The organism is Pontibacter kalidii, from assembly GCF_026278245.1.
Lineage (GTDB): Bacteria > Bacteroidota > Bacteroidia > Cytophagales > Hymenobacteraceae > Pontibacter > Pontibacter kalidii.
Genome location: NZ_CP111079.1, coordinates 2047894 through 2067718, shown reverse-complemented (window position 1 = coordinate 2067718; position 19825 = coordinate 2047894). Strand labels below are relative to the sequence as shown.

At 53.7% G+C, this 19825-nt stretch carries 18 protein-coding genes; 4 read left to right on the top strand and 14 right to left on the bottom strand.

What is annotated here, in order from left to right:
• Positions 1-246 precede the first annotated feature (246 nt).
• The 6 genes from OH144_RS08865 to OH144_RS08840 all read right to left on the bottom strand — a co-directional run bounded on the left by OH144_RS08865 (position 247) and on the right by OH144_RS08840 (position 7128).
• A complete protein-coding gene (locus tag OH144_RS08865) occupies positions 247-1863 on the bottom strand; it encodes a M1 family metallopeptidase (RefSeq protein ID WP_266205941.1) in 1617 nt (538 codons plus the stop codon).
• A gap of 28 nt (positions 1864-1891) precedes the next feature.
• Positions 1892-3148: an exo-beta-N-acetylmuramidase NamZ family protein gene (locus OH144_RS08860; protein WP_266205940.1), complete on the bottom strand. Its 1257-nt coding sequence runs from the start codon at positions 3146-3148 to the stop codon at positions 1892-1894.
• Positions 3149-3226: 78 nt separating this feature from the next.
• Positions 3227-3679, bottom strand: coding sequence for a YbhB/YbcL family Raf kinase inhibitor-like protein (locus OH144_RS08855; RefSeq protein WP_266205939.1), 453 nt, complete (start codon positions 3677-3679; stop codon positions 3227-3229).
• 113 nt (positions 3680-3792) lie between these two features.
• Positions 3793-4803 carry an LLM class flavin-dependent oxidoreductase gene (locus OH144_RS08850; protein ID WP_266205938.1) on the bottom strand — a complete coding sequence of 337 codons (1011 nt, stop codon included), beginning with the start codon at positions 4801-4803 and terminating at the stop codon, positions 3793-3795.
• Positions 4804-4951: 148 nt separating this feature from the next.
• Entirely contained in the window at positions 4952-5503 is a 552-nt protein-coding gene (locus OH144_RS08845) for an SAM-dependent methyltransferase (RefSeq protein WP_266205937.1), read from the bottom strand.
• Positions 5504-5679: 176 nt separating this feature from the next.
• On the bottom strand, positions 5680-7128 hold the full coding sequence (locus OH144_RS08840; protein ID WP_266205936.1) for an APC family permease: 1449 nt from the start codon (positions 7126-7128) through the stop codon (positions 5680-5682).
• A 346-nt stretch (positions 7129-7474) separates the two neighbouring features.
• Between OH144_RS08840 and OH144_RS08835 the strand changes: the two genes are divergently transcribed.
• Positions 7475-8977 (top strand): trypsin-like peptidase domain-containing protein, encoded by a 1503-nt coding sequence (locus tag OH144_RS08835; RefSeq protein WP_266205935.1) that lies wholly within the window; start codon positions 7475-7477, stop codon positions 8975-8977.
• A 42-nt stretch (positions 8978-9019) separates the two neighbouring features.
• Here OH144_RS08835 and OH144_RS08830 read toward each other — a convergent pair whose 3' ends face one another.
• A complete protein-coding gene (locus tag OH144_RS08830) occupies positions 9020-10168 on the bottom strand; it encodes a putative sensor domain DACNV-containing protein (protein ID WP_266205934.1) in 1149 nt (382 codons plus the stop codon).
• Positions 10169-10405: 237 nt separating this feature from the next.
• On the opposite strand from OH144_RS08830, the gene OH144_RS08825 reads away from it, so the two are divergent.
• On the top strand, positions 10406-11428 hold the full coding sequence (locus OH144_RS08825) for a synaptic vesicle VAT-1 family membrane protein (protein ID WP_266205933.1): 1023 nt from the start codon (positions 10406-10408) through the stop codon (positions 11426-11428).
• Between the two features lie 723 nt (positions 11429-12151).
• Here the strand turns inward: OH144_RS08825 and OH144_RS08820 are convergent.
• Together OH144_RS08820 and OH144_RS08815 are read right to left on the bottom strand one after the other, a co-directional pair.
• Positions 12152-12853: a protein-L-isoaspartate(D-aspartate) O-methyltransferase gene (locus tag OH144_RS08820; RefSeq protein WP_266205932.1), complete on the bottom strand. Its 702-nt coding sequence runs from the start codon at positions 12851-12853 to the stop codon at positions 12152-12154.
• A gap of 386 nt (positions 12854-13239) precedes the next feature.
• On the bottom strand, positions 13240-14382 hold the full coding sequence (locus OH144_RS08815; RefSeq protein ID WP_266205931.1) for a porin: 1143 nt from the start codon (positions 14380-14382) through the stop codon (positions 13240-13242).
• A gap of 726 nt (positions 14383-15108) precedes the next feature.
• On the opposite strand from OH144_RS08815, the gene OH144_RS08810 reads away from it, so the two are divergent.
• Entirely contained in the window at positions 15109-15303 is a 195-nt protein-coding gene (locus OH144_RS08810; RefSeq protein ID WP_266205930.1) for an endonuclease/exonuclease/phosphatase family protein, read from the top strand.
• Between the two features lie 15 nt (positions 15304-15318).
• A complete protein-coding gene (locus tag OH144_RS08805) occupies positions 15319-15468 on the top strand; it encodes a hypothetical protein (RefSeq protein ID WP_266205929.1) in 150 nt (49 codons plus the stop codon).
• A 49-nt stretch (positions 15469-15517) separates the two neighbouring features.
• Here OH144_RS08805 and OH144_RS08800 read toward each other — a convergent pair whose 3' ends face one another.
• The 5 genes from OH144_RS08800 to OH144_RS08780 all read right to left on the bottom strand — a co-directional run bounded on the left by OH144_RS08800 (position 15518) and on the right by OH144_RS08780 (position 19464).
• Positions 15518-15766: a hypothetical protein gene (locus tag OH144_RS08800; RefSeq protein ID WP_266205928.1), complete on the bottom strand. Its 249-nt coding sequence runs from the start codon at positions 15764-15766 to the stop codon at positions 15518-15520.
• A gap of 760 nt (positions 15767-16526) precedes the next feature.
• Positions 16527-16964, bottom strand: a complete 438-nt coding sequence (locus OH144_RS08795; RefSeq protein ID WP_266205927.1) for a hypothetical protein — start codon at positions 16962-16964, stop codon at positions 16527-16529.
• A gap of 237 nt (positions 16965-17201) precedes the next feature.
• Positions 17202-17834 carry a TlpA family protein disulfide reductase gene (locus OH144_RS08790; protein ID WP_266205926.1) on the bottom strand — a complete coding sequence of 211 codons (633 nt, stop codon included), beginning with the start codon at positions 17832-17834 and terminating at the stop codon, positions 17202-17204.
• 163 nt (positions 17835-17997) lie between these two features.
• Entirely contained in the window at positions 17998-18360 is a 363-nt protein-coding gene (locus OH144_RS08785; RefSeq protein ID WP_266205925.1) for a hypothetical protein, read from the bottom strand.
• Between the two features lie 261 nt (positions 18361-18621).
• Positions 18622-19464, bottom strand: coding sequence for a sulfite exporter TauE/SafE family protein (locus OH144_RS08780; protein ID WP_266205924.1), 843 nt, complete (start codon positions 19462-19464; stop codon positions 18622-18624).
• Positions 19465-19825: the final 361 nt, after the last annotated feature.

Below are 19825 nucleotides of genomic sequence, written 5' to 3'. Positions count from 1 at the left end.
GGGGCCAGGGGTGGGTTCATACTTGTGTAGGGACAGGTCGCGACCTGTCCGCGCAATACCAGCAGCTATAAAACTTATACTTTAGCCAAAGTAGTTACGGGCTCCCCTCCTTAGCTAAGGAGGGGTAGGGGTGGTTGGATCACATAACGGCAGCTCCCGCTCCTGTTTTTGGGGTAGGGGCCCTCGAGAAAAGGAGAGGGCTGGGGAGGGGTAATGAAGGGTGGTTTGCCCCCAGTGCCAACCACACTACAACGTACTTTCTCCTGTACTTACATTCTTCAGGTACCAGCCGTTTTCATCAATTACCGGAGCAGTTCGGGACGTTACCTCCACCGGCTTGCTCGACAGCTCTATTCGCTGGGTACCGGCGTCAGTTCTGACTTCCATGGGCAAAGTAAAGGTGATATTGGGAATGCGGATGGAGTAGGTGCTTGCAGCGGTTTGCTCTACCACTACCTCCGGCACCTCCGTGGTGCGCAGGTACAGGTCGAAGAAAGGCTTGATGTCCTGCCCGGTCTCCCGGGTAAAGTGCTCCTGCAGGTCGGCTGTCGTTACCTGGTTCCCATAAGTATAAGCAGGGTCGAGGATAAACTTCTTGAGGGCCCGGAAAAAGGCTTCGTCGCCGAGCAGGTAGCGGAGCGAGTGCATGACGTAAGCCCCTTTGGAATAGATTTCACCATGGTAAGCTTCATCAGAATCCACATTTTCCTCCCGCATGATGATCGGGTTTTTATGCTGGATGTTTCGGGCAACCAGCTTTACATGCCTCAAATAAGCCTCGTGGCCAGCGTGCTCCTCCACAAAAAGCCAGTCGCCGTAGGTGGTTAAGCCTTCCTGTACCCAGAAATCAGCCCAATCTTTCACGCTTACCTTGTTGCCCCACCACTCGTGGCCCAGCTCGTGGTGCAGCAGGTGGTCGTAGGGTGCGTCCCCAACTTTAGTGAACCGGAACTTATTGCCATAGGCGTTAATGGTCTGATGCTCCATCCCTAAGTATGGCGTTTCCACAATGCCTACTTTCTCTTTCCGGAACGGGTACTCCCCGAAGTATTTCTCCTGCGTCTTCAGGCTGATCTCCAGAATCTCCATCAGTTCCGGCGCCTTCTTTTCGTTCTCGCGCAGCAGGTACATGACCATCGGTACCGTGTTTCCCTCCACGGTAGTATAATCGCGGCGCGTCACGGCAAAATCTCCCACCGTAAAATTGATGCCGTAGTTGTTAATGCTATAGTCAGTTTTCCAGTGATAGGTGATCTGGTTTCCCTTTTTCTTCTCCGACACAAGTATACCGTTGGCAGCTACCTGGTAAGGGGCCGGTACCGAGATGAACTGCTCCACGCCCTCGTCCGGCTCGTCGGAGGGATGGTCTTTGCAGGGCATAAAGATCTTGGCACCCTCGTTCTGTGAGGAAAGACCGATCCAGTGCTTGCCGTTTCCGTCTTTGGTGAAGGTAAATCCGCCCTGCCAGGGAGGGTTTACAGCCTCCGGTGGCGTACCGGCATACACTACCGTAACCGTAACGCGCCGGCCCGGTTGGTATGTCTGCTTCAGCTGTACCTCCAGGGCGTCTGTGCTTCGTGTATACGCTGCTTTCTTCCCATCCACCTTCACGCCCCGCACCGTATAGGCATCAATCAGGTTCAGCCTGATCTTATCGGCCGGAGCCACCATCTCCACCACAGCATCCACGGAGCCGCCGATGGTGCGCGCTTCGGGGGCCACCTCCAGCCGCAGTGTGTAGTGCTTTACGTCGAAGGTAGCCTGTGCAGGGTGCAGGGAGCCGCCCCAGGCCCAGTTATTGTCCTGCGCCTGCGTGCTGAGGCAGAGGGCGCTGAAGAGCGAGAGGAGGAGGTGCTTTTTCATAAGATGGCTTCTTTTTTATACTTACGCGTTATTTATAGAGCAGGTACCTCTTCCGCACTTTCCGGAAATGCGCCTGCTCCTTATCCCACTGTTCTACGATTTCCTGCGGCGAAAGCCCTGCCTGTAACTGCTCCCTTACCTTCGGAGTGCCCCAAAGCCTGTCCATGCGGCCTTCACGCCACTCCAGTTGTTCCGGGTACAAGGTCTTCAGCGCGTGCAGGATGTAAACGCCTGCCCTGGCCGATTCGAAAGCTTTACGATCTGTTATCACCATCTCTGCCCCCGAGCACTGCTCACCCATAAACTTTGGTGGGTATATTTTGATGCCATCCACCATACTATCCGGTACAAAGGAAACGGGGCGGAAGGTTACACCTTTCAGTTTGTAGCTATTCAACTGGTCCGATAGTATCTGGCCGTCTATCCAGGGTGCGGCAATGCGCTCAAAGGGGTGCAGGGTGCCCCGCGCTTCGGAGATGTTGGTGCCCTCCAGCAGGCAGGTGGCCGGGTAAACGGCGGCGGTGGTAAGGGTAAGCATGTTGGGCGATGGCTTGATCCAGGGCAGCCGGGTATCGTCGTACCACTGCTGGCGGTTGTAGCGCTGCATGGGAATCACCGTCAGTTTTGCCTGGGGCAGGTTGCGCTTGGCGCGTTCGCCGTTAAACATCCGGGCCAGCTCGCCCACCGTCATGCCATGCGTAACGGGTAACTGGCCAACCCCGCTCACCGGCTCCTGTGGCTCACCCCCTATAGGGCCATCTACATACGTGCCGCCAATAGCATTCGGTCGGTCCAGCACCAGGTACGGGATACTTTGCTCGGCAGCGGCTTCCAGTACGTGGTTCATGGTGGCGATATACGTATAAAAACGCGCGCCGATGTCCTGTATGTCGAAGATCAGCACATCCACGTTTTGCAGCATTTCAGCAGTGGGTTTTCTGGTTTTGCCGTAGAGCGAGATCACCGGCAGCCCCGTTTTAGTGTCGGTGCCGCTGGCTACGTGGGTATCCTGGTCACCGCGAATGCCGTGCTCGGGGCCGAAAAGGGTCGTCAGCGTTACATCCTTGCTTTCGTGCAGCACATCTACCAGGTGACGACCATCGGGCAGAAGCCCGGTGTGGTTGGTTACCAGGCCAATGCGCTTGCCCTTCACCAGGGGCAGGTAGTCGGTCGTAAGCAGGCGCTCAGCTCCAATGATGACGCGCGAAGCGGATGCCTGGGCAAAAGTATAGCAGGGCAAGCTCAGGGCCAGCCATAACAGCAGGAGGGTAAAACGTTGTTTCATAGGGGGAAGATAGCGCTTTTCAGGGCACTGTCAAACCCGGTGGAGGGGCTATACTTTAGAAATTCTATACTTTCGGAATCAATGGCTATAAAAGCCCATCAACTCGCCCGTGCCGATGATGTGATTCTCCATCTTCAGGAAAACCGCTTCCTTGGTGCTGCCTGCCGGCAGGCCCAGGCGGGTATCGAGCGCATAAAGCCTGAAAAAATAGCGGTGCGTACCGATAGGGGGGCAGGGGCCATCGTAGGCGGTGTTGCCAAAGTCGTTCAGGCCTACTGTTCCCGGTACGCTGTTCTCCTCAATCGTATGAATAAGCGGCATGTCATATACCAGCCAGTGGGTCCAATTACCGCGGGGTGCGTCGGGGTCATTTATGATCAATACAAGGCTCTGCGCGCCTTTCGGGATGTCCCCGATCGCCAGGGCCGGGTTGATGTTCTCCCCGTCGCAGGTATATTTTTCAGGGATGGTATCTCCGGACCTGAGGACCGGACTGCTGAGTTGCAGGTTTTCGATTACTTTGGTTTCCATAGCAGCGTCGAAGTATAAATCAGTATAAAAGCTCTTATACGAGCACCGCAGTAATTAGTCCCCTGCCCCGGCCATCTGCTTGCAGGGCAACCGCCGGGGCAGGGGGAGTGTTACTATTTTGCAAGCTCGGCTAGAAGCTCATAGGACCGCAGCCTGGCCTGGTGGTCGTAAATATGCGAGGCAAACATCAGCTCATCCACCTGCGTCTCTTCCAGGAAAGCATTCAGTTCTTCTTTCACGGTGGCCGGTGAGCCGATGAATGTATAGCGCAGCATCTGTTGTACGGCATACTTCTCGGCCGGGCTCCACAGGTCTTCCATACTTTCCACTGGCGGTTGCTGTGGGTTACCTGTGCTTCTTATCACGTTCAGGAACGCCTGGTAAAGGGTGGTAGCCAGTTTCTCAGCTTCTGCGTCGGTGTTGGCAGCCACGCCGTTCACACAGGCTATGGCGTATGGTTCCTTCAGGTGTTCCGAGGGTTGAAACGTTTCGCGGTAGATTTTGAGGGCAGCCTGCAGGGCAGCCGGTGCAAAGTGGCTGGCAAAGGCAAAGGGCAGGCCCAGCATGGCAGCCAATTGGGCGCTGTAGGTGCTGGAGCCCAGCAGCCAGATCGGTACCTCCAGCCCCTGGCCAGGTATGGCCCGCACCTTGGCAGACGGATCTGCCGGACCAAGATAGTACTGCAGTTCCTGTACGTTTTTCGGGAAGTCGTCCACATCGCCGCGCAGGTCGCGCCGCAGGGCCATGGCCGTCAGCCCGTCCGTACCCGGCGCACGGCCCAGACCCAGGTCTATGCGGCCGGGGTAAAGCGACTCCAGCGTGCCGAACTGCTCGGCCACCACCAGCGGCGCATGGTTTGGCAGCATAATGCCACCGGAGCCCACGCGTATGCTCTTGGTGCCGCCCGCAATGTGGCCTATCAGCAAAACGGTGGCTGAGCTGGCAATGCCGGGCATGTTGTGGTGCTCTGCCAGCCAGTAGCGCTTATAGCCCCAGTCCTCCACGTGGCGGGCCAGGTCCAGGCTGGTCTTAAACGAATCCGCGGCTGTCTTTCCGGTCAGTATCGGCACCAGGTCCAGTACGGACAAAGGTATTTCAGACAACTTTTTGTTGTTGCTGCTCATATCTTTCTTTTTTCAATTTTAACGGTATAGGTAATAAGGTAGCCTTTGGAAAACTGTCACAAGGGCTACATCTGTTTAGGACAACTAATTACCGCTTTTGTTTTCGGAAAAAGAAAACCCGTGTGACACGGGAAAGTATAACGACAGTTTATTCCTTTTCGGGAACAGTCCAGAAATAAATCTTGGATCCATCCACTTCAATGGTTTGCTCCGGTTCCCAGTCCCCCATGTCAAAAGCGTGCGATACAATGCGCGTTCCTGGCTTGAGTTGGCTGAGCAACTTTGGGCGGAGCTTCTGGTTCACGGCAGGCAGCAAGTATAACGTCACCACCGAAGCCTGGCTGAAGTCCTCCTCAAACAGGTCGCCCTCTATAAACCGCACCTTGTCGGTAACACCCGCCTCGCGGGCGTTCTCATTGGCCTCCGCTATGCGATCCGGGTTTATGTCGATGCCCGTGCCGGTGGCGCCATACTTCTTAGCTGCCGTAATCACAATCCGGCCGTCGCCGCATCCCAGGTCATAAATCACATCGTCTTCCGTAACTTTTGCCAATTCCAGCATGGCATCCACCACAGGCTGCCGGGTTGGTACGTAAGGTACATCCGGGGTACGTTTCATAACCGCTTCCTGCGCCTGCACAAATGCCGTGGCACAAAGAAGGAGCAACAACGTGAGCAGGGAGTTTTTAAGCATTTTCATAGATTTCGAGTTAAAGTATAGTTAAAGTATTAGTAAAGTAGAAGGTAATACTCGTTATAAAGTGCTGTGGCAGCGGTTGTTCCGGTAGCGGGTGGGGTAACCGGGTGTAGCAGTGGTGGGTGCAAGGCATAAGTCATACTTCTACGGATAGGATTGAATTACAGTTGGGTGTCACTTTATAGGGTTTTGCCGTCGCCCTTTACAGCCTTACTTCTGCCCTGGAGCCTATGGAGGGTAGGCAGGGCCAGTAACAGCAGCACGCCGATCAGCAGGACCGCCACACCCACCAGGGCACCCAGGCCAGTATACACTAAGCTGGAGTAAAGAAGGTAGGCGCTGGTGCAGCAAAAGATAAGCGGCGTGAGGGGGTAAAGTGGCACGCGGAACGGACGGTGCAGGTGGGGCTCTTTGCGCCGCAGCACGAACAGGGAAATGCCTACCAGCAGCAGGAAGAACCAGAAAACCGGCGCCGTATACTCCACGATCGTCTCAAAGCCGTTGCGGGTGATGTAGCCCAGCCCGATCAGCGCCAGCGCAATGCCCCCCTGCACCAGGAAAGCGTTTACCGGCGTGGAGGTCCGGGGATTCCATCTGCCCAGGAAGCTGAAAACCGGGAAGTCGCGGCCAAGAGCGTAGTTGGTGCGGGCGCCCGTAAAAATAGTGGCGTTAGCGGAGGTAAGGGCCGAAAGGGCCACGATAACCCCGATTAGCACCAGGCCCCCTTCCCCAAAGGTGAGGCGCATCAGGTCTCCTGCTACGGCATCTGACTGCGATATACCATTCATACCCAGTATGTTCAAGTAGGATAGGTTAACCAATACATAAATGCCGGTGATGAGGAGGATGCTCATGATCATGACGCGGGCCATGCCGCTGCGCCCCGAGCGCAGTTCGGCGGAGATGTAGGCTGCCTCATTCCAGCCGCCAAAGGTGAGAAGCACAAACACCATCGCCAGCCCCAGCGAGTTGCCTGATGCGGCGGCGGCAGGTGCGGAAACGGCAGCCTCGGCAGGGGCGAAGAACAGGCCGGCCACGATCACGATTAGGATACCAAGTATCTCCAGCGCCGTCAGCAGCTTCTGCGTTCCAGCTCCCACGCTGATGCCGATCAGGTTGATGCCCGTGAGCAAGATGACCACCAAAGCCGCGTAGAATACCGAGGATAACTCTCCCATGCTATAGATCTGCGCGACATAATCGCCGATAATAAAGGCCAGCAGCGCAATGGAGCCGGTCTGTATGACGCTCATACGGGCCCAGGCAAACAGAAAGGCAGGTTTCCTGCCAAAGGCACGGGTCAGGAAATGGTAGTCGCCGCCGGCATTCGGGAAGGTGGTGGTCAGCTCGGCATAGCAAAGCGCCCCGATCAGCGACACCACGCCCCCCAGCCCCCAGGCCATCAGGAACATGCCGCCGCCGTCGGTATTGGCCGCTACCATGGAGGGCGTCCTGAAAATGCCCGCACCTACCACAATTCCCACAATCACAGCAACGGCATCGGTCACGCTCAGAGCAGGCCTTGGCTCGGCTGGCGGCTTTGCGTTTGGCGTGGGCTCAGGATTCGTACGCGTGTGTGTGGCCTCCACGCGCTGTGGCCTTGCCTCTGTGCCTTTATAGTCTTCCATACACATGTCAGTTTGCGGTACTAGAGCAACATGCTCCCTGGGTAGATTGCCTTTGTACGCTAAAATGCAGCGGTAGAGTGGTTTATGTGCCGGATTTTTGTGTAGCGAACATCATCGGCAGGCAGGAAAACGCAAGGAGTGGTGGTCAGAATGGTGCCCCTCCACCAGCTTCTACCACTCCGGTAATGCCAGTGCTGTGGCTGCAACAGTAATCCCAAACATTCCAAAAGAGCCCTGCGTTGTAGGGATACGCCCATACGCGTTAACCTTCCCGGAGACTGTTGTAAGGAGCCTGCGCGCTGCGTTTATGCTTCGCAGGTTAAAAACCTAAACTTGAATAAAAGCTATGAAAAGCATTGGTCTTGTTATACTTACCGCCCTTGTTACTGCTGTTTTGGTAGTGGCTGGTATATGGCTCTATGATAAGCAAGATGCGGGCGGGCAAGGTACGACTCAGGAGCAGCCCCTAACCCTGAGCAGCAGAGGTGCCCGAGCCATCTCATCGGCTGGCACCGCAGATTTTGTTCTAGCTGCCTCTGCGGTTACGCCCGCGATCGTGCACGTTAAAACTACCTACGATGGCGCTGGGGCAAACCGCTCGTACCTTGATCTCTTCGGCCTGCCCCAGTCTCCTGCTCCGGCCAGCGGCTCCGGCTCCGGTGTGCTCATCACGCAGGACGGCTACATCGCCACGAACAACCATGTGGTAGAGAACGCATCAGGCATCGAGGTGGTGCTGCCGGACAAGCGCAGTTTCCAGGCGAAGCTGATCGGGGTAGACCCCAGTACCGACCTGGCCTTGCTGAAGGTGGACGCAAAGGAGCTTCCGTTTGTAACCCTCGGCAATTCTGACAGTGTGCAGGTGGGGGAGTGGGTGCTGGCCGTAGGGTACCCGCTTTCGCTTAGCTCAACGGTGACGGCCGGTATCATCAGCGCCAAGGGCAGGAGCATCGGCATACTGAACCGGCCGAGCCAGGGGAACTACGCAGAGCCAGGCCAGGCTGCTGGCAACACGGCCATTGAATCCTTTATCCAGACAGATGCCGCCATTAACCCGGGCAACAGTGGCGGGGCCCTGATCAATACCGACGGGCAGCTGATAGGCATCAACACCGCCATTGCATCGCAGACGGGCAGCTACGCCGGCTATGGTTTTGCCATACCGGTTAACCTGATGCAGAAGGTGGTAAACGACCTGCAGAAATTCGGAGAGGTGAAGCGGGGATACTTGGGCGTGAGCTTTCCGGCCCCTACCGTGGAAGACCAGATCCTGAAGGAACGCGGCATAGACCCGGCCTCCGTGAAGGGCGTGTACATTATGGGGGTTCAGCCTGGAAGTGCCGCCGCTGCCGCCGGTCTGGAGGAAGGCGACATCATCCAACGTATAAATGGCGTGAATGTGGCCTCCTCGACCGAGCTTTCGGAGCGGATCGCCCGTCAATACCCCGGCGACAAGCTGGAACTGACCTACCTGCGGAACGGAAAAGCACGTAACGCTGACGTGGTACTGCAGGGCGAGGAGGCGATGTTGGCAGAAAGCGGGGACGAGGGCGCGGCAAAGGGGCTGCAGGCTAAGCTGGGCGCTACCTTTGCACCGGTACCGGACCAGGTAAAACAGCGGTTCGGGCTCCGGTCAGGGGTGTACGTAACGGAGGTGCAGCAAGGCGGCTTCTTCGATATGGCTGGAATCCCGCGTGGCACCATCATCACCAGCGTGAACGGCATGCGCGTGAACAGCCTGTCGGATATGAACAGGGCCTTTAGCGCCTCTGGAAGGGGGGCGGTGCGTTTAGATGGCATCACACCCGATGGGAACAGCTTCGTAATCAGCATCCCGCTGAGTGCCTAGGCTGCCCTGAAAGTATGAGCCGGGAAGATGGGTAAACTTTGTTCAGAGCAGCAGTGTGTCGATGCGGTGGGCCTGCACCATGCCCTCACACGGCGACCAGGCGAAGATAGTGAAGCTACCATCCTGTGAGGCCACCAGGGCCATGCCATCGTGCTGGTCGTGCACGAATTGGGCAGCGGCCAGATGCCGGGTGCCGCCATGCTGCGAAGGATGTATCACCGCAGGTTTACTGCCCACTACCGATTCTGTAAGCAACAGGCTCCTAACAGGTTCGCTTCCTATCTTACGGCCAATCTTTACACCAAAGGCCAGGAGCTCATAATTGTCGGAGAGCAGGGTAGCGCCATCGATGGCCGTCAGCCCGGCTATGTGATCCACTTCCAGTCGAAGCGACTCGCGCCACCGGCTGCGCTTTTTCTCTTCTTCCTGCTGCTTCATCAGATTTGCCAGTCCGCAGAAGGCCGGTTGTAGGGAGTAGGTAGTGGGGTGCACAATGGACTCGCGCCAGGCTGTAGTACCGGCGGGCACTACCAGCAGAATGCCGCCGCGCCCGTGGGCACGCATGGAGACCGCCATCTGGATAAGAACATTTAACGGCGCACCAGTAGCGCTTGGGGCGCCTAAGCCAAGCAGGCTGGTGAGGAGTTCCGGGCAGTCGGGGAGACTGGCCGTGCTCTCGTCCACTACCTTCACCTGGTCTCCCTTCAGCACCACCACGTTAGCAAACTTCCCGAACCCGTCAGCGCGGCGGTGCTTTACCACCAGCAGGCCCGGCTCCGGAACATCCACGATGAAACAGTAGGAAGGTACCAGGCGGGTGGTTCCCCAGACACGCAGCTCGCCCTGCTCTGCCCACACCCCCAGGTGTATGCCCGGCCGTTGTACTCCAGGTGAAATCTTATTCAGGGCTTCCGGTGTAAAAGGGAGTTGATCGGCAAACAGGAGCGGTTGCCCGGCACGGTCGGGTGGCAGGAAAGCAATGGATATTTTGGGGGATTTCCCCTCTTCCCGTCGCAGGCTCGCCCAAAAGGCGGTATCTAGAAAAGCTTCGATGATGTGCGGGGGTGGGGCAGGGGCCAGCGCCTCAGCACCGGTTTCCTGTGCCGACGCAAGCAGCCGCGAAAAGTGTTCTTCTATACTTGGGGCAACTGACAGAGCAGCCTGGTACGTTATCTGGTGGTGTAGGTGCATTATCTGAAAGATGATGTTTTTACCGGCAAAGAGTCTAATTTAGCGAAAGATTAAGTTACATACGCGCCTGTCTCAGTACGGGCTGTCTAAAAGGCACGCTCAGGCTGCACAGATTTAGTGGATCGGGAACGCCACATCCTGCGCTGTGGCTAGTTCATACTTTCTAAAAATGAAATCAGCGGGTAGTATATTGCGCTTAAGGAGCATCATTTAAACACAACCACTAAAGTCAGGCCTATGTTCGAACGCCAGGTATACCGCATGCCGAAAGCCGGTTCCATACGTGATCTCCGGCTACAAACGGAAAATCTGTCGCCTCCCAAAGCTGGTGAGGTATGCGTGCAGGTGAAAGCCATTGGGTTGAACTTTGCCGATATCTTTGCCATGCAAGGCCTCTACAGCGCTACGCCTGAAGGGCCTTTTATTCCGGGACTGGAATTCTCGGGCAAGGTAATAGCTGTGGGCGAGGCGGTGACGGAATGGAAAGTGGGCGACCGGGTAATGGGTGCCACCAGGTTTGGCGGCTATGTGTCCCACATCAACATCAACCACCGCTATGTTATTCCGCTCGCCGATGAATGGAGCTTTGAGGAAGGGGCCGGATTCCTGGTGCAGGGGCTCACAGCCTACTACGCACTCACCCAGCTCGGCAACCTGCAGCAGGACATGGCGGTACTGATCCATAGTGCGGCAGGAGGGGTAGGTATATTGGCTAACCGCATCTGCAAAAAGTATGGCGCCTTTACCATTGGCACGGTTGGCCGGGCCAGTAAAGTGGATTTTCTGCGGGAGGAAGAGGCTTACGATGCGGTAATACTTCGTGATAAAGATTTTGGTGTACAGTTGGAACAGGCTCTCGGTGACCGCCCGTTGCGCCTGATCATGGAGTGCATTGGGGGCAAGGTACTTAAACAAGGATGGGAGGTGATGGCCCCAATGGGCCGGATGGTGGTGTACGGAAACGCCAGCTTCTCCAGCCACGGGGCAAAGCCCAACTATCCCCGCCTGATCTGGAAATTCTTGCGCCGCCCCAAGATAGACCCGCTGCGCCTGCCCACGGAAAACAAGTCGCTGATGGGCTTTAACTTAATCTACCTGTACGAGCAAACGGACATGATGCACCAGTTGCTCGGCGAACTCCAGGCAATGCACCTGAAGCCACAGCACATCGGGCATGTGTATGGGTTTGACCAGATGCATGAAGCGATCAGGGTTTTCCAGCGAGGACAGTCGGTGGGGAAGGTAGTGGTGAAGGTATAGGTATAGGTTTTATACTTGCCGGTTTATACTTTCGCTGGCGCGGGCTTGCAGCCCGTGCCTTTTATTTCCGAGATCCAGGTTATACTTTGCTTATACTTTGGCTATACTGTCCTAGCCGATGCTTTCTGCAACTGGACACAAGCTATCCTTCCAAACCTGTGCTGATCCTCCAGGTTAACATACCTATCGTTACATCTCTGGCTTTGGTGCTCTCAGGCCCGAGAGGGCTCGTCCTTTGGCATCGCGCGGTGTACATTTCCTTTGCTTGACCTACGGTCTCCGCAATTTCGCTAAAGCGAAGCCCGAAATCTACAAGGCGCTCTTTATACGAAGGCCCCTACCCCCACCCAAGGACTGGGATCAGGTTCGATAACCTCCGTTGACGCAGCTTCAGCCAAGTCCCCCTTGGAAGGGGGGCAAGGGGATGATGATCCTCTGATGATGCTATTAGTTGCTATGAAACTGATACTATAGCCAAAGTAACAACAGAGCTCCCCTCCTTAGCCAATGAGGGGCAGGGGTGGTTAGACCCGGTATCGTTAAACTCCCTCTCCTGTTTTTAGGAGAGGGTTGGGGTGAGGTTAAGTTCCCCTCCACGGAGGGGCTAGGGGTGGGTTTACACGTGTAGGGACTTGGCCAGGCACTGCTGATGCCATCATATTTCGGAGAGAGATTTCTTAAACCATCAACTAAAACTGAAAACCCCTTATCCAAAATATAAGCCTACTCTTTGTCACCACCCGTAAAAGGCACAAACAGCACGGGCATGAGCTTTTGGGTGGTAACTTTGCCTTTCTTTTTCTCGAGGAGCAGCAGGTTTTGAGCCCTCTTCTGTGGGCCAACCGGGATTACCATGCGGCCACCGTCCTTCAGTTGCGCTACCAGTGGCGGGGGCACTGCTTCGGCTGCTGCAGTAACCACAATGGCATCAAAGGGGGCATGCTCTTCCCAGCCGTGGTAGCCGTTGCCAACTTTCACTTCCACGTTCTCATAGCCCAGCTTCTGCAGCCGTTTAGCCGCTGACTCTCCCAGTTCAGGTATGATCTCGATAGTGTAAACCTTCTGCACGATCTCAGCCAACACAGCCGCCTGGTAGCCGTTCCCAGTCCCAACCTCCAGCACTTTCATGTGCGGCTTTGGCTGGATCACCTCCGTCATGTAGGCCACCATAAAGGGCTGGGAAATGGTCTGGCCGGAGCCGATGGGCAAGGGGTTGTCGTCGTAGGCGTAGGAAATCTGGTCCGGGGGCACAAACAAATGCCGCTTTACCGTGCGCATGGCTCTTAGCACAGCTTTGTTCGTAATGCCCCTGCCTTCTATAGACTGGCGCACCATCTTTTCCCTTTCTTGCTTGTAAGCATCCTGCTCCTGCGCAGGAAAAAAAAGCAGCAAAAGCAGTAGCGGAATGGAAGCCGGAAGTAACATAGAACCAGGGTAACGTTTTGGGTGAGGGCAAGTACAGATCAACAGCAATCCCCGCAGCGAGCGTACCGGATGTCCTTTATGTATACTTTGCAGGACAGGTTTTGTTCTGCTCAGGTCTGACCGCAGTGCTGCCTTACCCCTTTGGTGGCGTAGCCGGACCTAAACTGAAGAGGATTGCCTGCCAGCATATGGGTCTCGCGTTGAAAGAGGGAGCGAACGGGCCGAACCGTGCACCGGAACTGCTCGCTTGTATTCGCGCCCCGAGAGTCGTTTATCTATTCATACTTCCCCTGCATTCTGCATATAAACCTCCTGAGCTGCTGCTAGGCACGCCGCCCACAACAGCAGGAAAAGTCACCTTATGATGCCGAAACACCTGGAGCCGGTTAAAGGATGTTTACAAAATATAGCACGCCAATGGCGAATAAGTGTAGTTTCTGATCTGCGTTTATACCCTCCACAGCATTGTTGTAGCGGGAAGTATTGTAGTAATAATAGGTAAACAGTCGCATATCCTGATCGGCAACAGGCTTATATTCCAGACCCGCCCAATAGCCGTAATGCTCCCTGAAATCGTCTCCGATGTCACTGTTATCTTTTCGGTGGCTGGCCGTTTCATAAAAGCCCTTGGCTGTTATGAACCACTTGGGTATAAACTCATAATCTACCCGAAGTATGGCAGACCTGTAATTGATGTCTTCCAGAAAGGTGGGTGTGAATGCCGGGGAGGATGCCAGTAGTTCGTTGACAGCGGGTGACCCGATATTGGGATAGTCTACGGCGAGGTAGGTGCTCTGTACATCAAGGTAGGCATGAAACCTGTCGAGTACCACCTTATTGGCAATGGATACGGCATGGTCTGTTTTATCCTCGGCAAACTGCGACACATTATAGCTGTAAAAAGCCTGCCATCTGTCATCAAACATGTTGCCCAGCCAGGTAACGTATAACCCGAAAGGTACTTTTGCCGGCTCCAACCCGTTTTTAGCGTAGCCCGTCGAAGTGAAAACTGTGTTGAAGCCCTGATTATACGTGTTGTGCAATTGCAATTGGATGGAGTGATTATCGGTAACCTCGTAACCCAACTCCATAGCCAAAAGAAACAGATTCAGCTGCCTGGCTACATAATCGGAATACTGGTATTCAAAAGTGGGGTTCGTATCAAACTCCCAACTGCCCACATTAGCGGCCTGTTTTCCTGCCGTCAGATGCCACTTCTTCTCCTGCCCAAACCGGTACGTTACACTAGCATGGTCTACCGCGCTGGGGGCGTTATCCAGGCTATTCGCTTCAAAGCTCCTGTATAGTCTGTATCTAATGCGAAAACTCAAATCCTGCGTAATGTCTCCCTTCAGCTCGATTCGCGCCTCGTTCAACTTAATGGACGCCTGGTTGGAAGAACCGCTTGGAAACTCTGCCGAGCTTCGAAAAAGAAAGTTAAAATCTAATCTTTCTCTCAGATTCAAGAGTTTTTCTGCCGTAGCTCCCTGAATGATGGGATTGTTACCGGAGTATGTGCTATCCATCATACTTTTTCTGATTTCTGACTCCTGCGCGTATAAAGACTGTGCTATAAGTAGCAACACACTAAAAGAGAGGCAAAATTTAGTCATATAACAATACTAGAAAGCTATTCATACAATACCTTAAAACCCGCCACATGCTTCCATAGGAATTATATTGCTGATAGCACAGTAGTGAAAATGGAAATTGTAGCCCGCTACCGGTATCTATTTTATCCTAATCCAACCCATAATCGTCTGGCCTATGGCATCATTCTCCCAATCCGATGCCATTGCGCTTTGCTTCCCATATTATCTCCCAGATAACCTCGTAAAAGTAATAATCTTAGTTTACGTAATCTGGGATATGTAGAATACCGGAGAGTGCAGGTTTGCTTCTTGTTTGGTGTGATTTTCTTTTGCCTGCCGATCGGGTGAGTAAGGAATCCCGCCGTTGTCGGTGTGGGTGTTCCCGGAGGTGTTAGTGTTTGCCGCCGTTGTTGATGATAACACCAACAACGGCGGGGAAGCACAGGCCTGACACCTATAGCTGCTCTGACGGCATCAGTATAATTATTGGAAATTTACTTGTACTTATCCATCACATCATAATCAATATACTCCAAAATAAAGCACTATAAATATAAAAGCATAGAATTTCCGCTATGATTGGAAAGGGGATGGGGTAAGTACATGGCAAAAGCCTGATATATTTTCTAGCTTACGGGGAGGAACACCAGCTATACTATTACCATGAAGCCACTCGCTATACTTTTTACTTTTATACTTGCCGCCAGCGTGGCCGTGTCGAGTTGCGCCGGTAAAAAGGCTGCTAGACAAGAACAGGTAGCGGAACTGCGGGTCATGAGTTACAACATCCACCACGTTAACCCACCCAGCCGAGCAGGCGTGATTGACCTGGATGCTATTGCTCGTGTTATCCAGTAGCAGAACCCGGACCTGGTGGCGCTGCAGAAGGTAGACGTGCCCACCCGCGCCATTGATTTTATCGCCTTCACCAAGGCATCCGGCTTTATGGTGGTGTCGCAGCAGGTTCTCCCCGAGCACTACGCCTCCGACCATTTACCCGTGGTAACTACGCTCCGGTTTTAAAACCTAGCAAGAAAGTATAAAGTCTTGAAACCATTCTAACCGCAGCGCCTTATTTGGTATACCTGCGGCGCAGCAGGGAGGTACTTCTTTTGCGGCAGTAGTAGCGCTTCATTTTTATGAGGCTGTGGCGCATTTTTCTGCGGGTCTTGTTGTGCTGTGGGAGGTGGTACGCCTGGTCCTCAGGCTCCTCCATTTGTTTCATCAGTTCGGGCATCTTATCCTCTACCTGCCGCAGGTACGCCAGTATGGTGAGTGTTCCAAAAACTCCGAACAGGGTAAGTATAAACGTTATGATCATGGTACGCTACTCATGGTTAAAGAAGTGCCGCCTCCCCATGCTAAAGATCGCCCGGGTTGATGTGGCAGCACGACGCAGTTATCTACTAAAACCTATATACAAATCTATTATTGTATTCCGAAAACCTTTTTTAGTAAACAGACGTAGGGCGGCTGAACAGGGTTTGTCATAGCTTATAGCTGCTCGTAAAAGTATAAACCACTTTGTTTTGATATTAATTTGTTGATTTATACTTGGGCTATACTTGCTTCCCTGGCGCAAGCGTCCGCTTGTGCCTTCTATGAGCCTCTACTTGCCGCAACCTGAGCCAAGCTATCCTTGCTAGCTTCCGTTCCTCCACGGCTTTACAACCTGTATTGTTTCATTTCTGACATTGGTGCTCTCCAGCTCGAGAGGGCTCGTCCTTTGGCATCGCGCGGTGTACATTTCCTTTGCTTGACCTTACGGTCTCCGCAATTTCGCTGAAGCGAAACCGTAAATCTACAAGGCGCTCAACCCAAGGACTGGGTTCAGTTCGATAGCTCCCGCCCTTGCTGTCATCTCGACCTTTGGGAGAGATCTCTTTAGAATTCCCGCTAGATTTCTCGCCCTGCTCGAGAGGACAGGGAAAGGAGTAAGTATAATTCCCCTCCTCGGAGGGGCCAGGGGTGGGTTTATACTTGTAAGTACAAACTCCCTCCCCTGTTCTTAGGGGAGGGTAAAAAAACAGCCGCTCCACCAGTAGGCAGAGCGGCTGTTATACTTTTATACTTGGGCGGGCTTAGTTTCCTGGCCAGGCGTTCCATGGAATACGGAGCAGTATCAGGAACAGACCGATGCCGTAGAAGATGGCAATGCTCTTAAAGCCTTTGTTGTCGGTGCCGATCTGGCGCTTGGCGCGCGAGTAACCCACCGTGATCAGGATAACCGCAATGATCATGGTAAGCGGGTGCTCCAGAATATAAAGCCTGGAAACAGAGTCTCCCATTGCTTCGCCGGAGAAGTTTGCCATGCCTAGTGGCGATACAAAGTATAAGATCACCCCGATCACCCACTGCAGGTGCGTCGGAATAAGACCCAGCAAGCCAAGCTTTCTGTCTTTGTCGGTATAGATTTTGTTGCCCGACAAGCCTGCCACAGCAGCGCCAAAGCTGATGAGCAGACCTAACAGTACCAGATAGGTCATGAACGAGTGTAAATGCTGTAATCCTGTATACATGCTGTTGTTTAGTTGTTGACTGTTGTAAATATAGGAATTTATAGGTTATCAAGCCCCTGCCTATAGGTTAATTCCTCCTGTTCAGCCTTCTGCTGATTTTCGCGGCTCCTGGGCTACAGGTACCACGCCCACAGCAAAAGCACGTGGCAGCATACTGGCAGAAGGTGTGATTGCCGAAGCGCAAAGCTAAGTATACAGGCTGCCCCGGCACTGTTCAGGGCAGCCTGTATGCCTTGTTTATTTAGCCAGCCCTTGCAGGAACTCGCGCACTTCCTTGGTATCATAGTCGGCCATGCCTTCCTGTTTGGCCACTATTTTACCCTCCGGCGAAATGATGAAGGTTGTGGGAATGGCGTTGGAATAGAACTCTCTGGGGAACTGGCTGCCCGGCATGTACACCGGGAAAGTATAGCCTTTCTTATCTATGTACTTCTTTACTTTTTCCATACCTCCCTCGTCCACGGAGAGCATTACGAAGGCGATTTTGTCGGAGCCGATCTTTTCATAGAGGCTTTGGATGTTCGGCATCTCGGCAACGCAGGGTGGGCACCAGGTAGCCCAGATGTTCAGGAAAATAACCTTGCCTTTCAGGCTCTCGAAGTTGGTTGTTTTGCCGTTGAGGTCTAGCATTTTAAAGCCGGCACCGGCCATGGATGAACCGGCTGCAGCAGATGCTTCCTCCACTGCTGTTGCGTCGGGGTTCTGCAGCGTCTCCGGCACATCGGCATTGCGGATGCCGGTGGCCAGCAGCAGGCGCTGTACCTGCCCGATAGCCTCTGTGTGCAGGCCGGTGAGGTATAAAATGCCGAATATGCCGAGCATCACCGCCCAGCCAGGTATGTTCTTGATAGAAAATTTATTTTTAGCCATGTTGATTCTTGAAGTTGAAATAATGCGATAACTGTGCCACACCCGAACCTTAGCATGCAGGTAAATTCCGTTAACCAGGGGCCAGGTGCGCAAGAATTGGTCCGGTAGTAGGGACATACTTTAGCCGCACCCCATACAAAAGTATAAGCTGCGGGTGTATTTCCTATAAGAGGCGCGGTGGGTCAGGTTCTATTTGAAGGAAAGGGGAGTGGGGCTTGCCGCTTGGCAGTCGCGCCTCTTGCTGCGCGGGTTCAGCCACAAACGAGGGCTGTTGCTGCGGTGCGGGAGCAAGGGCGTAAAAAGGTTGGCTGCAGTCGGTTAGCACGGTGCCCGCCCCGCGCTGACCGGAGTGCGTCTGGTGTTTCAGGCACTTACGGGTACAAGGCCGCTTCAGTGCCCCCGCCGCGCAGTTTTTTTTCACCTGCTGGCTCTGCTCCACCCCACTGATGCCATAAAGATTACCGCTCTTCGGCAGCGTGAAGAGCAGGAGCACAGCACTCAGAAACAGGAGCAGGTGGCTTTTCATAAAATAAACCTGGCAGGTATAAACGTATGGTTGGCAAACAAATTACGAACATGCGCCTTACCACACAAGCGCGGACCACAGACAACTCCGGCAGCCACGCAGAAAGCAGAATTCAGTTCCTGAGCAACTAGCCCGTGCACCGGGTTAATGCGGCCAGTTCCTCAAATGCTTCTGGATGCCGCGGTAACTCACCTCCGCTTACCTGACGTTATACTTCCGTTCAGGTTTTTTATACTTCTATGGCGGTACAGAACCCGGTGGCTAAAAGAAAAGCTCCTTGCCGATGATGTAAATGCCCATGGCCAACACAAACCAACCAAAGGAAGTCTTCAGCTTATCCGCATGGATCCTGGTAGAGAGGAATGTGCCAACGAAGATGCCGGCGATAGAGATGGCGGAAAAGGTTACCAGGAAGAGCCAGTCGATCTCATAGTTAAAGATATCGCCCACAAAACCGAAGAGTGATTTTGCTGCGATGATGAGCAAGGATGTGCCTACCGCCATTTTCATGTCCAGCTTGCTGAAGAGTACCAGCGCCGGGATGATCAAAAAGCCGCCGCCTGCTCCCACCAGGCCCGTGAGCGTGCCTACCACCAGGCCTTCGGCTAAAATGCCGCCATAGTTGAAGCGGGGCTCCGGGTGCTTGCCGTTAGGGCTGCTTACCCCGGGGGCGGTGTCTATGTTCTCGTCCACTGGTAGCGCGGGCGATCTTTTCTTCCTGATCATGCTGATGGAGGCAAAGACCATGAGGCCGGCAAAGAGTAGCATCAGCAACAGGTCTTTGGTGACCATTAAGTTGCCGATAGAGAAGATGTTTTCAGGGATGGCCGCCACGATGTAGCGCCGCGTCAGGTAAACTGCCACGATAGAGGGCAGGCCAAACACGGTCGCTGTTTTCAGGCTCACCAGCCCGTTTTTGTAAAACTTATAGCTGCCTACCAAACTGGTCAGGCCCACGATGAAGAGGGAGTAGGCTGTTGCGATAACCGGGCTTAGGCCAAGCAGGTATACCAGTACCGGAACCGTCAGAATAGAACCGCCGCCACCAATAAGGCCCAGCGAGAACCCGATGAAGAGTGCAGCCACGTATCCAAAAATTTCCATTGTTGTTTTTCTTGTTACTTAATGATGTAAAGGTACAGTACCTGTCCGCCCGCATCAGTGACTATTATCACAGAGAGAGTTGCGAGTTTAGGAGTAAGAGAGTTAGAGGATTAAGGAGGATAGCAATATTCCCGATAAGTAAACCTTTTTGTCTTCTGGAAATCGGTGGCATTATTTTTCTTAACACGTAGTAGGGTTAGGAGAAATTTATACTTTTTCAGAGGCCGAAAGTATAAAATAATCTATACTTCTCACATAAAAGGAGCAGTTGAAACAAACGCTCTAACCCTCTACTCCTCTATCTCCTAAACCCCGGTGTCTCTGTTCAGTTTTTCCATTTAAGCAACATATAAGCGCTTGT

What these genes read in the sequence shown, in the direction of transcription:
- OH144_RS08865 (WP_266205941.1), bottom strand. Translation starts at nt 1,863, where the DNA reads ATGAAAAAGCACCTCCTCCTCTCGCTCTTCAGCGCCCTCTGCCTCAGC.
- OH144_RS08860 (WP_266205940.1), bottom strand. Translation starts at nt 3,148, where the DNA reads ATGAAACAACGTTTTACCCTCCTGCTGTTATGGCTGGCCCTGAGCTTG.
- OH144_RS08855 (WP_266205939.1), bottom strand. Translation starts at nt 3,679, where the DNA reads ATGGAAACCAAAGTAATCGAAAACCTGCAACTCAGCAGTCCGGTCCTC.
- OH144_RS08850 (WP_266205938.1), bottom strand. Translation starts at nt 4,803, where the DNA reads ATGAGCAGCAACAACAAAAAGTTGTCTGAAATACCTTTGTCCGTACTG.
- OH144_RS08845 (WP_266205937.1), bottom strand. Translation starts at nt 5,503, where the DNA reads ATGAAAATGCTTAAAAACTCCCTGCTCACGTTGTTGCTCCTTCTTTGT.
- OH144_RS08840 (WP_266205936.1), bottom strand. Translation starts at nt 7,128, where the DNA reads ATGGAAGACTATAAAGGCACAGAGGCAAGGCCACAGCGCGTGGAGGCC.
- OH144_RS08835 (WP_266205935.1), top strand. Translation starts at nt 7,475, where the DNA reads ATGAAAAGCATTGGTCTTGTTATACTTACCGCCCTTGTTACTGCTGTT.
- OH144_RS08830 (WP_266205934.1), bottom strand. Translation starts at nt 10,168, where the DNA reads ATGCACCTACACCACCAGATAACGTACCAGGCTGCTCTGTCAGTTGCC.
- OH144_RS08825 (WP_266205933.1), top strand. Translation starts at nt 10,406, where the DNA reads ATGTTCGAACGCCAGGTATACCGCATGCCGAAAGCCGGTTCCATACGT.
- OH144_RS08820 (WP_266205932.1), bottom strand. Translation starts at nt 12,853, where the DNA reads ATGTTACTTCCGGCTTCCATTCCGCTACTGCTTTTGCTGCTTTTTTTT.
- OH144_RS08815 (WP_266205931.1), bottom strand. Translation starts at nt 14,382, where the DNA reads ATGATGGATAGCACATACTCCGGTAACAATCCCATCATTCAGGGAGCT.
- OH144_RS08810 (WP_266205930.1), top strand. Translation starts at nt 15,109, where the DNA reads ATGAAGCCACTCGCTATACTTTTTACTTTTATACTTGCCGCCAGCGTG.
- OH144_RS08800 (WP_266205928.1), bottom strand. Translation starts at nt 15,766, where the DNA reads ATGATCATAACGTTTATACTTACCCTGTTCGGAGTTTTTGGAACACTC.
- OH144_RS08795 (WP_266205927.1), bottom strand. Translation starts at nt 16,964, where the DNA reads ATGTATACAGGATTACAGCATTTACACTCGTTCATGACCTATCTGGTA.
- OH144_RS08790 (WP_266205926.1), bottom strand. Translation starts at nt 17,834, where the DNA reads ATGGCTAAAAATAAATTTTCTATCAAGAACATACCTGGCTGGGCGGTG.
- OH144_RS08785 (WP_266205925.1), bottom strand. Translation starts at nt 18,360, where the DNA reads ATGAAAAGCCACCTGCTCCTGTTTCTGAGTGCTGTGCTCCTGCTCTTC.
- OH144_RS08780 (WP_266205924.1), bottom strand. Translation starts at nt 19,464, where the DNA reads ATGGAAATTTTTGGATACGTGGCTGCACTCTTCATCGGGTTCTCGCTG.